Here is a 14,167-nt window from a genome sequence, read left to right as displayed (position 1 = left end):
GCATTGACATAAATATATGTCAAAAGCTCAAACAATATCTTCATTTTCTATTATAAACTTTCTATCTAGCACTCCTTGGATATCCTTTATCATCTCATACATTTTGATATATTTTTTGTCGATAAAAGGACTAAAAAAATCTAAAGCGACATATAGCAAAACATATAGAACAATACCAATTATTCCCACTTTCGTTACAATCTCTATTTGTTCCGACATGCTACCTTCCATATTAAATATCCATGATATCACGGCTACAAAAATCGGAATTAAAAAGAAATCAAATAATTTATCTAAGAATTTTTCTCGCTTGCTTTCTTTCTCTTTGTGACTTTCAATCTCCACTTCACATCGGCGGCATAATTGTTTAATTTGATTTTTTTCCTCAAAACCTATACTCTTTAACCATTCTTTTATTTCATCATATCTGTCATTTTGCTTCTTAATGTCCCTATTACTATTTATAACACACTCCTTTTGTATAATAACAGTCATAATTACTGCAAAAATGATTTCTATAGCGAAGCTGATAAATTCTAGTAATACTTCACCTTGTAAAGCAAAAGCAACTGTGCAACAAGCACTTATTAACATAATCAAAAAACAAACTATTTTGGGTCTAGGTATCTTTTTTAATATTGTTTTCCAATTATGTTTATTCTTTTCTAAATTTATGTAACTATTTAATACCAGATATTCCATAACCTTATCTTCCTCGTATAATACCTTCCACTTTCATAAAATATATCAAATATTTACTATTATCTTCCGCACTCAATCTGTTATTGCCGTTTGTTTAATTCAGCTTCTATCAGACAGTTTGCTATTTCAAAGGCATCCACTCTCCGCTTCGCCAATGTAATCTGAGATTTGTATCTATTCATATCTTCCTTTAATTCCAAAGTTTTTATCGTTTCCCTTAACTTGTGCAGCGTTGAATCGATCTGTCGTTTGGCCTCAGTCAGGTCATGAGTCGTAAATTCCATTATATCCCCTTTCAAACAATATCATCTGTCCATCTTTCAAAGACTTTACTTTTCTTTCTTTTATTATATCCGATTCGTTTATTTCTCCGAACAACAACGGTGATTTTGGGTTATGCATCTGAAAGTTTTTAGAAACCATTTTTCCACTGTGATTTGCATAACAATATAGGCATCCATTTTTACACGTATTATATGCTCCTATATCAATGCTTGAAACACATCCACATTCAGCCCTTTGATTCGTATCCTTACCAACGTTTAATCGAAAACCGCCTATTCTTTCAATTCTTTCCTGGTCAATACATTTCGCATGTCCAATGCCTATCGTTTTATAATCATTTTTTTCAGCACAAGCATCTATATAGAAACCATACTCTTTCGCAATATTTACAAATTGTTCCAGTAATTCCATTTGCATTTCATAAGTATCTTTCATAATACCGAGCGGACTCAGATTCCGTTCCGTATTTCTGTATACATCCAAAAAACTGACCGTACATTTCTCTGTATATTCTCCGAGCTTCGATGCTAACACCCTGAAATATTTGCAGTGGTAATCCATTGTATACTGCCCGCTAAAAAAGATAGGATCATATCTCCAAATAACTTTCTCTTTTCCTATTTCTTTCGAAAGTTTTTGAAAAGCCGGTATAAGCATTTTATTTTTTGACGGTAAATCAGGCTCAACATCCGGCCCATATGCACTTAACGTAACCTGAAAATAATAAGTATAATCTGACAACTCATTCAAGCGTTTCAGCATAGGTATTGGGTTCTTCGTCCAAAAAACAATCGCATCCAAAACATCAGGTGATAAATCTATTTTGCTGACTTGGTGCATATTCATCGGATTTCTCACCAACACATATTTTTCTTTTAATCTGTGAAACATCCAATCAGAAAAATAAGATGGTATATCGGTTCTTCTGCTTGCACTAATAATCACTAAATCACCTCCGGTTAAGTTCCCCCGCTCACAGGGCTATTCCAGTTTCCTTTCCAGATATAAAGAATGCTCAGAGCTGCCCCCAAAAACCACGAGGTCGGATAGACCATCATCAGCAAATCCACACTATGCTTTACCGCCATTGCCACTCCTATCCATATGATACGGAACAAGCAGAGAGAAATCAGGAAGATGAACATCGCCTCCTTCGTCTTTCCGGCTCCCCTCATAGTACCTGCGAGGATATGAAGAATTGCAATTCCCCAGTAAAACGGGCAGAAGAACCGCATAAGATAAATCCCGCATTCCACCACTTCCCTGTCACTGGTAAACACTCCGATGACCTGCGGTGCAAAAAGCATAAGGAGTATACCGCTGGCTACAGCATAGACGATTCCCATCGCCGCTGACGTGAACATCCCCTTCTTCACACGTTCCAGTTTCCCTGCCCCGATATTTTGCCCGGTAAAGGTGGATGCCGCCATTGCTATACTCATTACCGGAAGCAGGTTGAAGCCATCTATCCTCAGATATGCCGCATAGCCTGCCATTACCACAGAACCAAAACTATTCACCGCGGACTGTACGAAGACATGTGCCACAGAAATCACGATATTCTGTATACCTGTCGGAAACCCAACCCGGATAATCCGTCCCAGCAGCTTATCGTAAAAACGGATATCCCGTATTCTTACGTGGTATATCTCGTCCGTCCTTGTCAGAAATAAAAAGATAAGCACGCTAGAGATAAACATGCTGATAACTGTAGCAAATGCGGCCCCTGCAATCCCCATCTTTAACACTACGACAAATAACAGATCAAGAAATATATTAGCTATGGCCGCTATAATTAAATAGATAAGGGAACGTTTCGAATTACCAACAGCATTTAGGATCCCTGCCGCCATATTGTAAATAGCAGAAAACACAATCCCTGCGAAAAAAATCCGAAGGTATACCACTGCATCCTGAAACAGTTCCGCCGGTGTTCCCATCGCCCGAAGAATAACAGGCGCCAGTAGAATACCTGCCGTAGTCAAAACAATTCCTGCCACAATTGAAATCGCAACAGTGGTATGTACAGCCTTATGCAGCCCCTCCTTGTCCTGTGCGCCAAAAAACTGGGATATTATAATCCCTCCCCCTGCCGATGCACCGACAAAGAAGCCAACCAGCAGATTCACAACGGCACCGCTTGCCCCGACTGCAGCCAGTGCCTTGCTCCCAACATAATTTCCCACAATAATAGAATCCACCGTATTATATAATTGCTGGAACAAATTCCCCATAATAAGCGGAATTGCAAAAAACAGCATTTTCTTCCAAATCGTACCTTCTGTCATAATCGTTGTCTTTTTCATAAGTTTACCACTCCCAATGAAAGTTTATTTCATATGAGATCCCTCCAACGCCTTTTTGATTTTTTCAACGTCCACATATTTTCTCCGTTTTGCACTGGCAAGCAGCTTCTCAAACTGCTTCTGGTCGCCGGTTTTCCGTGCCTCCAGCAAAAGGCAGATATGAACAGTCCGTCAAATCTTCCTTACATCGTTTAAGTCCCAGTTCTGCAACACGACATGCCTCCGCCTGCAGGCCGTGTTCCTGATAATATGTAATCAAGGCAGAATATTCTTTACTCCTCTTTTCCAGATGTTCTTCCAGATAGGATATATATTTATCATCTTTCTCTAGTTCGTAATACAAGTATGCGGCCCTCTCCCAAAAGGATTCTAAGATTGATTTTTTGACATACCGGATGTTCAAACATTCTAAGAAATATTTGAATCCGGCTTCTCTTATCCTGTCCATTTGTCAATTGATAAACCGCTCTAATCCAATCCACTCCTACATCAGAGAGTTTTCTGGAAAACATACCCTCTTTATCCGCATCAGACAAGGAAAATGCTTCCTCCTCCGGCTCGTCTTCAGAATCCTCAGCTTTTTCAACCATAAAATTCAGCTCACAAACCCTGTCTAAAACCCTCGCTGCATCCTCATACTCCTCCAGACACAGTAAATCATGACATCCCGCAAAAATTCTGTCCAGAAATGGGATCACCCCAAAAACATCATTGTGCCAGGTTTTCCAGTCATCCATATATCTTCCGTCATCGTCAAACTCATAATAATGTGTCTCATACTCAAAATAAATCTCTCCATTCTCAACTCTTTTACATCATTTTAAAGAATGCAATAGAGTCACTACAGAAAAGTTTGCAACTCAATTTACTCATTATCCACTCCTAATTTTTCTTTTATTATTTGAAGCGTATTTTGCTCTATATTTTCAATTGTAAAACTTTTAACAATTGCTTCCATTGTCTCTGCACTCCAAAAAATCTTCAATTTCTCTTTTGCACGTGTAATTGCTGTATAAAAGATTGAATGAGTTATTTTTTCTGCATTACTTGAAGGAATAACTACTTTAACCGATTTATATTCCAATCCCTGTGCTTTATGTATAGAAATGGCATATGCAATTTGAAATGGAATAACTGTTTTTATTCTGTCCTCTTCTGGAAGTTCATCATCCCACGCAATAACGTCCAAAAGTATTCTAGTCTCATTTTCATTATTTAAGATATATTCAAATTCCTCGTACTCACATTGTTCTCTAGTCAAAAATGTTTTTATATCAATTGTAAAGACTATTTTTGACTCTTCTTTCATGATATCAACTATAGTTCCTCTTAAGTTGTTATATAACAATGGAGAACGTTTTACATCTAAAAATACTATAGGATCACCTATCTTAAAAGTCCATTCGGCCCAAGAAACGGCCTCGCTTTGAAGATTATCATTTTGAAAGTACTGATTCATATTGTTAAGTCCAAATTTGCCATCATAATTTAAGCAAAGTACAACTTCTTCAGCTTCCCTTTTAAATATATTCTCACCTAAATCCTCTGAAAACGGACCCTCCATAGATAATTTTTCAGTAATAATAGGCTTCTTTTCTCTAATCTCATTCCATAGTTTTTTTAACTCCTCTTTATCGGTCCGCCATGTATTGATAAGTTCAACGCTTGCTCCCTTGACTTTAATAATGTCTTTTGCATAATAAAACCAATTTCCAAAATCAATTGATTCAATCTGATAGATATCTCCTGATAATACAAGCATAGTGCCTTTATCAATTTTTTCAAGCAATGACTTCATTGTCCGATTATCTATGGTACTGCATTCATCTACAAAAACAATATCATAGTCTACCAATGAATTGCTTCTTGTAATACTATCAATAATTGAAAATGCACAATTTTCACTAATATTTTTTACACGTCTTTGCAAATTTTGTAGTGCTGTATGTGTTTTTGTTAGATACAATTTTCTAGATTGATTCATCATATCGGATATATAATTTATCAATGTAGTTTTCCCAGTTCCAGCCGCACCATATATCAAAATTACCTTTGAATAGACAAACAAATTTTTCAAGGCAACTTTTTTTAATGGATCTTCAAATTTAAATCCACACTCCCTGAGATACCGGTCATTACTCTTTTGCTGTTCTCTATTAGTATCATGTGACATACCTAACAATTTTCTTAATATAAATAATGTTGTAATCTCGTAGGATTCTATAGATACTAAACCTTCCTTCTCAGTAATCAAAAGTCCTTCTCGTCGTTCCCACGAATCTAAACTTGCATTATACTTCTCTATCGCTTCCTTACTTGCGATTAATTTTTTATCAAAATATAATTCTCCAGTTTCACTTATCAATTGTTCTATCTTCAAGTAAGGTTGTACTAACGCTGCTTTTTCTGAATTATCCACTATTTCTAAAAGACTGTTTATATCTCTACTAGTTTTTCTTCCAACAAGATTCGAAATAAACGGATTCTTTTCAAAAGGATAACATTTACTTCTTATATACAATTCTCCAGAAAGACTCTTACTATTATATTGATTCGGAAATAAATCCTCTAATATTTCTTCCCGCATGCTCAGCAAACAATAACTTACTGTATTTTTCCCTATTTTACACGATGTTTTTGAATAATTATTTCTTAATTGTAGCAAAACATTTCCAAAATCATGAGTATTAGTCGATCCGTATACATAATTATATATTTCATAAAATTGACTTTCGTTTAGATTAATGATTTCTAACAAATTCATTCCTGTTTCGGTAAGAAATCTCATCAAATTAATATATTCGCCGTAATTGCGATTGATTTTTGTATGAATCTTCAACATCTTTGCCAACTTATTTAAACAGGTCGGATCAATAGCTACTTTCCACTCATTCAAAATCTTAATTTTATTCTTTATTCCCCAAAGTTCTATTCCTGTTTCCGAATATGCTATCTGAATCGAATAATTTGTTGAAATATTCTTTTTACTATAAACAGTTATTCTATTATATTTTGTTGAATATAATCCCGCAAGTTGAAGTGTAATTTCAAAATATCTCTCCCCATCAACGAAAAACGGAACTTTCTTTTGAACATAATATCTTGATACTCTAACATTTCTTGGTGTCAAATCTGTATTTTCAATACACTCTGCAACTGTTTCATAATATTCAGTATCTAGAGTATCCAAATCTAATGGAAATTTTTCTAAATTTTCTAATACATCTATTAAGAAATCTCTTTTCAAAAATCTTCTAATTTCCCAAAGATAACTATAGTATTTAAGCATTAATCTCTCGGACTGCCCCTCCTTTGGAATCCGATGAGCAATATATTTTAACCCTTTTAAGAAATTACTTAAATATTTGGTTTCAATTTTAAATTGAGAGACCTCCCATGCTAGTTGTTCATTTATATCGGTATATCCCAACTTAACTGCATTTAATATCATAGCAGCATAACACAAATCATATAATCCAGTAACAATTCTCCTTGAAACATAATCTCTCAGTTCATGGTTTCCGCTTACCAACTCTATATCCGTCGATATTTCTTGGCAGCGGTAATTTATCATTTCTAATGCTTCTTCTTTTTTCAAACTCTCTTTACATAATTTTTGTAAAAACAAATGAGTTTCAATAATCTGATCTAATTTTTCACAAAACTCATTAATACTTTCATCAGTATTTCTTATCTCATCCTCTTGACAGAATTTAATAGTGTAACTGTCTTTGTTAAAATCTATATCATTAATGATTGATGTAGACAAATATCTCCAATAAATTCTTTCTGCCCCTCTCACATCTGGATTTATAACTACAAATAAAATGCCTGGATCTGCTGTAACATTATTTGCAATATATGCTGGATACGATAAACTTTTTAAACTATATGAAATAACACCTTCTTTTTCAATAAAATTATGAGTTCCTTTTATTTGAACTGAAAAACTTTGTTTGGGACACCTAATGATATTTGGATTTGAAACAAACTCAAATGTTCCATCATGATTAGGCCACTTATCTACACTTGAAAAATCAGTATTAATTCGACCATCTGATCTCAAAAAATACTCTAATGTAGATACAGCCGCCTGATCCTCCGCTGACCTTTGTGTATGTGTCGCAATATGAGATTGTATTAATTCTCTTTTTTTCCAATCCAACATTATCACCTCGTCATTATCTCTTTATCATCATCAATTATTTTGCTAGTATATCTTCCTTGATAAACTGTTCTAATTCATTTTATATTCCCCATAATCCCCATAAATAAAAATGCATTAAATCATCTGAAAATGTCTCAATGTATCCTCTGCTTTAGGAAAATTGTAATTTTCTCTCTTCTTCACCCCATGCCTGTCCTTTACCTGTGCAATATACAGATTAGACACCTCAAGTCCTGTCCTATTTAACGCATACTCCTTTAACGGATCATAAGCTACTTTACTCTTTTCCACAGTCAAATCAAGTTCGTCCATCTAAAGTTATGCCTCGATATGTTTGTTTGAATGCAGTTTTGAAAGCAAACAGGCCGTTTCTGTATGCACGCTCATCGGAAACTGATCTACTCCTCGAACTTTCCTTATCTCATACCCGGCCGCGCAGAGATATTTCAAATCTCTTGCCAGCGTAGCCGAATCACAACTCACATAAACAATCTTTTCCGGTTCCATCTCCACCATTGTCTTCAACAGTGACTCCTCGCACCCTTTCCTCGGTGGATCTACTACAATCACATCCGCACAGGCTTTCTCACCCGGATGTTCCTGTCCATATCTGTTATAATACTCTGGCAGCACATCTTCTGCCTTACCCACATAAAATTCTGCGTTCTCTATCCCATTGATCCGTGCATTATTTCTTGCATCATCAATCGCCTGCGGTACAATCTCCACACCATAAACCCGTTTTGCCCCCTGGGCCAGAAACAGTGAAATAGTGCCTATTCCGCAATATAAATCCCAGACCGTTTCATACCCCTTAAGTCCTGCATATTCCAAAGCCAGTCCATAAAGCTTTTCCGTCTGTACCGGATTCACCTGATAGAATGACAGCGGAGATATCTGATACTTTATATTGCCGATATAATCCGTAATATATCCCTGTCCCCACAGGACCTCATAGCTATCCCCCATGATGACATTTGTATTCTTCATATTAGAACTAATGCTGATACTTGTCATACCATCAATCTTTACCAATTCCTCTATCAATTCCTCACCGTGAGGAAGCTTCTTCGCATTAATCACAAGACAGACCATAACTTCTTTCGTCGTAAATCCAAAACGAATCAACGCATGACGCATAATCCCTTTCCCACTCTTTTCATCATAAGACGAAATCCGGTACTCCCTCATAAAAGCCAGAATGATCTCAAGAATCTCCCGATTCACAGGAACCCCTAAGGCACATTCCGTATTTGCTATAATATCATGCGTCCTCCCGGCATAAAAACCAGTAACCGGATTCCCCTCTTTATCTGTTCCAAACGGAAACTGCGCTTTATTCCTATAATAAAAAGGCTCATCCATCCCAATAATCGGCTCCATCACTTCCTCCAGAAGCTCTGTAGAAAATCCCCCGATACGTTCCAGATTGCCTTCAATCTTCCTGTTCTTAAACTCTAGCTGTTTCTCATAAGACATTTCCTGAACCTGACATCCCCCACATTTCCGGGCAAATTGGCACTTCGCTTTTACACGGTCAGGTGAGGGCGTAATAATATTCATTAATCTTGCATACCCATAACTCTTCTTAGCCTTCATCACCTTCGCTTCAACCACATCACCGATCACCGCATCCTTAATAAATAAGGTATAGCCATTCACCTTGCCTATACCTTCCCCACTCACTCCAATATCATCAATTGTCACTGTAACAATATCATTCTTTTGCATAAATATACCCCTTTTGCACGTTTTGGTACACCACTAACCTTAATTGGGGACGTAGTATTCTTTAAAAAGATTACGTCCCCAATTAAGGTTAGATTGATGTTTTCCTCAGGTTTGATTCGAATAGTCTGTTATACCCCAGCCATTCTGTACCTGTTTTGTCTTTGAATATTTCTGTTAATGTCTGCATTTTTGCGTCTGCGTTATCGGCCAGGTTGAGTGCCATTGCTTCTGCCAGTGCTGGTTTTTTTGGTGAGCCGTATTCGAGTTCTCCGTGATGGGCGATGATGCAGTGTTTTAGTTCGCTTGCCAGTTTTTCCGGGAAGCCGGGAATGGCGCGGATTGCTTCGCTTACCATTTCTATGCCTATGATGATGTGGCCCAGCAGTTGTCCGTCATCGGTATAGTCGTTATCCGGAAATGCGGAAAGTTCTTTTGTTTTGCCTATGTCGTGGCAGATTGCGGATGCGATCAGCAGGTCTTTGTTTAAGATTGTGTATGTTCCTGCAAAGTATTCACACAGCTTTACAACACTGAGTGTATGCTCGAGCAATCCGCCTGCAAATCCGTGGTGCACTGTTTTGGCTGCGGAATGGCCTTTGAAGGCTTTGATGAATTCTGCATCGTCGACATAGTAGTATTCTACAGCCTGACGGAGGTAGTCATTGGATATCTGGCGTATATAGGACAGAAGTTCGCTGTACATTCCCTCCACGCTTTTTTCTGATGTAGGCATGTAGTCGGCCGGGTCGTACTCGCCTTCGCCTGCTTTTCTGATTTGTTTTACGTTCAGCTGCAGGTTGTTGTTGTAGCTGATCACTTCACCGAATACTTCGATAAAGTCCTTCTCATCATAATCGGCGATCCCCTGTGAATTTGGGTCCCATACTTTTCCGTCAAGTGTTCCTGTCTTATCCTGAAGCAAAAGATTGTCGTAAGCCTTACCGTTCCTCGTCTCGGCAGAACGTTTTCCTCTGCACAGGTATATCCCCCTTATTGTTTCTCCTTCATGTAATTCGTTAATAAACTTCATGTTGTCCTCCATTCTGTATGTGCTGCCTTTCAGGCAAAATTACATAATTCAGGCTGCCAAGTATCCTGGCAGCCGTATCGCATTTCCAGTTATCTGTTTATTACTGTTCACTCCCCAGCCCTACTCCAGACTGCCTACAGTCACCGTAAAGTCAATGTCAACATAACCTCCGGCACCACGGCGTTTTCCTTTCAGTTTTACAGGCTGTCCTACCTTGCATTCCAACACTGCCTTTTCATAGGACAAGAGATTCGAAAGTTTTTCTCCGGCAAGTTCCTGCAAAACATCGCCGTTCTGTATACCTGCTGCCATTGCAGGTGAATCCGTACTCACCTGTGTAACATAAATTCCGGTTGGCATCTCCTGCTCTTTTGCAATTGCATCATTGATTGTAGTTCCGTAAATCCCTATATATGGTACGCTGTCGCCGTTCACCAGAAGTTCGATCGTAGCCTTCAGGTCCGATATCGCAATTGCCTTTGCGGTATTATTCTCCGTCTCGTTCCAGATCCCCGGCTTAATCATGCCGATCACTTCACCCGACAGATTGAATAAAATACCAGTACCGTTCGACGCTGCCGCAATATCCGTGGCAAGAACACGGCGCTGCCCGTCTGCCAGTGTCTCCTGATATTCATTGGAACTTACGATTCCATATCCGATTCCGTCTGCATATCCGAAGGTATTACCCAGAGCCATCACCAGATCGCCCTTTGTAGTGAGGTTCGAGTTTCCAAGTGCTGCCACCTCTATATTTTCCCATGTTGTACTTGTAAGCTTGACACGCGGAACTGCAAATACCGCAAGTCCGCTGTTCTTGTCCTGCTTTTTCAGGGACACTCCATACTCGCTGTTATCCGAGAATGTAACTGTCCACTTTTCAGCCTCTGCACAAATTTTGTTTTCACAGAGCATCAGGAGTTCCTGACCGTTGTCCGCCACGATGATTCCGGCCGCACTGTTCTGGGTACCGCTTCCGTCGGAAGAAAGGGCCGCATCAGCCTGTACCGGCTGTATAGATACTACACCCTTATTTGCATCCTTGGCAGTCTCATAGACGCTTTTCATAATCTCCTTATAGCTTTCCGCATCTAATACAGGGGTCTGAACCACTTCTGCCTGTGGATCCTGCGCGGGTTCCGTCTCCGGTTCCTCATCATCCGGGATGGTCACGGTCTTCGGGCTGCCCTGAAGTTTCGTCTGTGCCCAGGGTTTGAGCGCAAAAAAACCAAGGCAGGCGAACGCTCCGAAAATCAGTCCATAGATACCTACTCTTGCGAGTTGTGTCAGGATCTTTCTCCTGGTGACTGGTTTTGGCTTAATCGTCTCCTGCAGGAAAGAAAACTGCTCTTCTTTCTGCTCTTCCAATCCATGTTCCGGCTTCTGCTTCGGATCTTCATCGTACGGCATAGGTTCTAATCTCCTTTAGTCTATAGTATAACCGATTCATGGGGATTGTTCAATAAGTATCCTTTTCAATTTATCCTTTTCATTATGCATTAAATAATGTAGAATGTACCTATGAACTTAAGCAAAAAGGTGAAAAGTATGAATCAGAAAACATTATATAAATTAGAATTTGATAAAATTATCTCGTTACTGGAGGAACAGGCCTCTTCTATGAGGGGAAAGCAGCTCTGCCGCAAGACAAAGCCCATGACAGACCTGGAGCGGATTAATACCTGCCAGGAGCAGACGGCCGCTGCATTTACAAGAATCGTAAAGAAAGGGCGCATTTCCTTAAGCGATGCCTTCCCTGTCGGGGAATCCCTGAAAAGGCTGGAGATCGGGGGCGCCATCGGGAGCGGGGAACTGCTTCGCATCTGTAAGCTTTTGCAGACCGCAGCACGTGCAAAGTCATATGGCCGCCACGATACACAGGAGGAACTGGCTGACTGTCTGGATGCCCTTTTCGATCAGCTGGAACCATTGACTCCGCTGACGATGGAGATTGAACGGTGCATCCCTGCCGAAGATGAAATCAGTGATGAGGCGAGCAGCACCCTGAAAAGTATCCGCCGCAGTATGAACGCGCTCAATGATAAAGTACATGCAACGCTAACAAATCTGGTAAATGGTTCCCTACGCACTTATCTGCAGGACCCGATCATTACCATGAGGGGGGACCGCTATTGTGTGCCCGTGAAGGCAGAATACCGCAGCCAGGTGAACGGACTGATCCATGACCAGTCTTCCACAGGGTCTACGCTGTTTATCGAGCCAATGGCAGTTGTCAAACTGAACAACGATTTAAAGGAACTCTATGCCAAGGAACAGGAAGAGATTCAGGTGATTCTTGCCCGCCTTAGTGCCGACACCGCTGAATATATAGAAGAAATCCGTACCAATTATAAACTGCTGACCGATCTGGATTATATTTTTGCAAGGGGTTCTCTTGCACTGTCCATGAACGCCAGCCGTCCGGTCCTGAATACAGAAGGCCGTATCCGCATCCGCGAGGGGCGCCATCCCCTGCTGGACCCGAAGAAAGTCGTACCAATCACCGTTTCACTCGGTGAAGATTTTACACTGCTCATCATTACCGGACCAAATACCGGCGGTAAGACGGTTTCTCTGAAAACAGTGGGGCTCTTCACACTGATGGGGCAGGCAGGGCTTCATATCCCGGCCGGGGACCGTTCAGAACTTGCCATTTTTCATCAGGTTTACGCAGATATCGGGGACGAGCAGAGTATTGAGCAGAGCTTAAGTACCTTCTCATCCCATATGACTAATATTGTATCTTTCCTGAAAGATGTGGATGAAAAGTCACTCGTTCTATTCGATGAGCTCGGCGCGGGAACCGACCCGACTGAAGGTGCGGCGCTTGCTATTGCAATCCTTTCCCATCTTCATCAGCGGAATATCCGTGCAATGGCTACCACCCATTACAGTGAACTGAAGGTTTACGCATTGTCTACACCGGGCGTTGAGAATGCCTGCTGTGAATTCGATGTAGAAAGCCTGAAGCCGACGTACCGCCTGTTAATCGGAATTCCCGGGAAAAGTAATGCATTTGCCATTTCCGGAAAATTAGGACTGCCGGATTATATCATTGAGGATGCAAAACAGAGACTGTCGGAGCAGGATGTCTCCTTCGAAGACCTGCTGACCGATCTGGAATCAAGCAAACGCACCATCGAAAAAGAACAGGAAGCGATCGCCGCCTACAAAAGGGAAGTCGAGTCGCTGAAAATACAGGCAAAACAGAAACAGGAAAAGATCGAGGAACAGCGCGACAGAATCCTGAAAGAGGCGAACGAAAAGGCCGGCTCAATTTTGCGTGAGGCCAAAGAGCTCGCGGATGAAACGATGAAGAATTTCCGTAAATTCGGGAAAGAAAGTATTTCCGCCGCCGATATGGAAAAAGAGCGTGAACGCCTGCGCCAGAAGATAAAAGAAACGTCTTCCGCCAATGCTCTCCCTGTCCAGAAACAGAAAAAGGCATACAAGCCGGGGGATTTCAAGCTTGGAGAATCCGTAAAGGTACTGAGTATGAACCTCACCGGGACCGTCAGTTCCCTGCCGGATTCCCGCGGTAACCTCACCGTACAGATGGGAATTCTAAGGTCACAGGTAAATATATCCGATCTTGAGATCATCGATGAGCCAGCCTCTTATTCCACAGGCAGCAAGAAAGGTACTTCAAGAAGCAAAATGAAGATGAGCAAATCCCTGTCCGTCAGGCCGGAGATCAACCTTCTCGGCAAAACTGTAGATGAAGCAGTCTCCGAACTGGATAAGTATCTGGACGATGCACTGCTCTCCCACCTGAACACCGTGCGTATCGTACACGGAAAAGGCACCGGGGCGCTTCGCAAAGGCATCCACGAATACCTCAGGAGGCAGAAGCATGTCAAATCCTACCGGCTCGCAGAGTTCGGAGAAGGGGATGCAGGGGTTACTATAGTTGAGTTTAAATAATACACAATATCACAGAAATTA

At 40.3% G+C, this 14,167-nt stretch carries 12 protein-coding genes; 1 reads left to right on the top strand and 11 read right to left on the bottom strand.

Annotated elements, in window-relative coordinates; translation table 11 throughout:
* Positions 1-27 precede the first annotated feature (27 nt).
* From A8806_RS04150 to A8806_RS04100, 11 genes are all read right to left on the bottom strand, one after another.
* Positions 28-702, bottom strand: coding sequence for a hypothetical protein (locus A8806_RS04150; protein WP_109729925.1), 675 nt, complete (start codon positions 700-702; stop codon positions 28-30).
* 80 nt (positions 703-782) lie between these two features.
* On the bottom strand, positions 783-986 hold the full coding sequence (locus A8806_RS04145) for a hypothetical protein (RefSeq protein WP_109729924.1): 204 nt from the start codon (positions 984-986) through the stop codon (positions 783-785).
* Complete coding sequence (locus A8806_RS04140; protein WP_109729923.1) at positions 967-1,932, bottom strand: DUF1848 domain-containing protein; 966 nt, start codon at positions 1,930-1,932, stop codon at positions 967-969. The genes A8806_RS04145 and A8806_RS04140 overlap by 20 nt, the downstream gene beginning before the upstream one ends.
* A gap of 14 nt (positions 1,933-1,946) precedes the next feature.
* Entirely contained in the window at positions 1,947-3,293 is a 1,347-nt protein-coding gene (locus A8806_RS04135; protein WP_109729922.1) for an MATE family efflux transporter, read from the bottom strand.
* A 109-nt stretch (positions 3,294-3,402) separates the two neighbouring features.
* Positions 3,403-3,636, bottom strand: a complete 234-nt coding sequence (locus A8806_RS04130) for a hypothetical protein (RefSeq protein ID WP_109729921.1) — start codon at positions 3,634-3,636, stop codon at positions 3,403-3,405.
* Positions 3,611-4,030 carry a hypothetical protein gene (locus A8806_RS04125; protein WP_109729920.1) on the bottom strand — a complete coding sequence of 140 codons (420 nt, stop codon included), beginning with the start codon at positions 4,028-4,030 and terminating at the stop codon, positions 3,611-3,613. The genes A8806_RS04130 and A8806_RS04125 overlap by 26 nt, the downstream gene beginning before the upstream one ends.
* 128 nt (positions 4,031-4,158) lie before the next feature.
* On the bottom strand, positions 4,159-7,461 hold the full coding sequence (locus A8806_RS04120) for an ATP-dependent DNA helicase (protein WP_109729919.1): 3,303 nt from the start codon (positions 7,459-7,461) through the stop codon (positions 4,159-4,161).
* Between the two features lie 114 nt (positions 7,462-7,575).
* A complete protein-coding gene (locus A8806_RS04115; protein WP_109729918.1) occupies positions 7,576-7,773 on the bottom strand; it encodes a 23S rRNA methyltransferase in 198 nt (65 codons plus the stop codon).
* A 6-nt stretch (positions 7,774-7,779) separates the two neighbouring features.
* The gene (rlmD, locus tag A8806_RS04110; RefSeq protein WP_109729917.1) at positions 7,780-9,192 is read right to left on the bottom strand and encodes a 23S rRNA (uracil(1939)-C(5))-methyltransferase RlmD; all 1,413 of its coding nucleotides are present in this window, start codon (positions 9,190-9,192) and stop codon (positions 7,780-7,782) included.
* An 88-nt stretch (positions 9,193-9,280) separates the two neighbouring features.
* The gene (locus tag A8806_RS04105; protein ID WP_109729916.1) at positions 9,281-10,222 is read right to left on the bottom strand and encodes a 3'-5' exoribonuclease YhaM family protein; all 942 of its coding nucleotides are present in this window, start codon (positions 10,220-10,222) and stop codon (positions 9,281-9,283) included.
* A gap of 120 nt (positions 10,223-10,342) precedes the next feature.
* On the bottom strand, positions 10,343-11,632 hold the full coding sequence (locus A8806_RS04100) for a S1C family serine protease (protein ID WP_109729915.1): 1,290 nt from the start codon (positions 11,630-11,632) through the stop codon (positions 10,343-10,345).
* Between the two features lie 138 nt (positions 11,633-11,770).
* Between A8806_RS04100 and A8806_RS04095 the strand changes: the two genes are divergently transcribed.
* The gene (locus A8806_RS04095) at positions 11,771-14,146 is read left to right on the top strand and encodes an endonuclease MutS2 (protein ID WP_109729914.1); all 2,376 of its coding nucleotides are present in this window, start codon (positions 11,771-11,773) and stop codon (positions 14,144-14,146) included.
* Positions 14,147-14,167: the final 21 nt, after the last annotated feature.

The sequence above is a fragment of the Faecalicatena orotica genome (genome assembly GCF_003149245.1).
Classification (GTDB): Bacteria; Bacillota; Clostridia; order Lachnospirales; family Lachnospiraceae; genus Faecalicatena_A; species Faecalicatena_A orotica.
Note: the sequence above shows the minus strand (reverse complement) of the source record. Positions and strands in the feature narration are given on the sequence as shown.

Excerpts from the sequence above, each read along its gene's own strand:
- A8806_RS04120 (WP_109729919.1), bottom strand. The coding sequence starts at position 7,461 with ATGTTGGATTGGAAAAAAAGAGAATTAATACAATCTCATATTGCGACA.
- rlmD (WP_109729917.1), bottom strand. The coding sequence starts at position 9,192 with ATGCAAAAGAATGATATTGTTACAGTGACAATTGATGATATTGGAGTG.
- A8806_RS04125 (WP_109729920.1), bottom strand. The coding sequence starts at position 4,030 with ATGGATGACTGGAAAACCTGGCACAATGATGTTTTTGGGGTGATCCCA.
- A8806_RS04100 (WP_109729915.1), bottom strand. The coding sequence starts at position 11,632 with ATGCCGTACGATGAAGATCCGAAGCAGAAGCCGGAACATGGATTGGAA.
- A8806_RS04115 (WP_109729918.1), bottom strand. The coding sequence starts at position 7,773 with ATGGACGAACTTGATTTGACTGTGGAAAAGAGTAAAGTAGCTTATGAT.
- A8806_RS04135 (WP_109729922.1), bottom strand. The coding sequence starts at position 3,293 with ATGAAAAAGACAACGATTATGACAGAAGGTACGATTTGGAAGAAAATG.
- A8806_RS04105 (WP_109729916.1), bottom strand. The coding sequence starts at position 10,222 with ATGAAGTTTATTAACGAATTACATGAAGGAGAAACAATAAGGGGGATA.
- A8806_RS04150 (WP_109729925.1), bottom strand. The coding sequence starts at position 702 with ATGGAATATCTGGTATTAAATAGTTACATAAATTTAGAAAAGAATAAA.
- A8806_RS04095 (WP_109729914.1), top strand. The coding sequence starts at position 11,771 with ATGAATCAGAAAACATTATATAAATTAGAATTTGATAAAATTATCTCG.
- A8806_RS04145 (WP_109729924.1), bottom strand. The coding sequence starts at position 986 with ATGGAATTTACGACTCATGACCTGACTGAGGCCAAACGACAGATCGAT.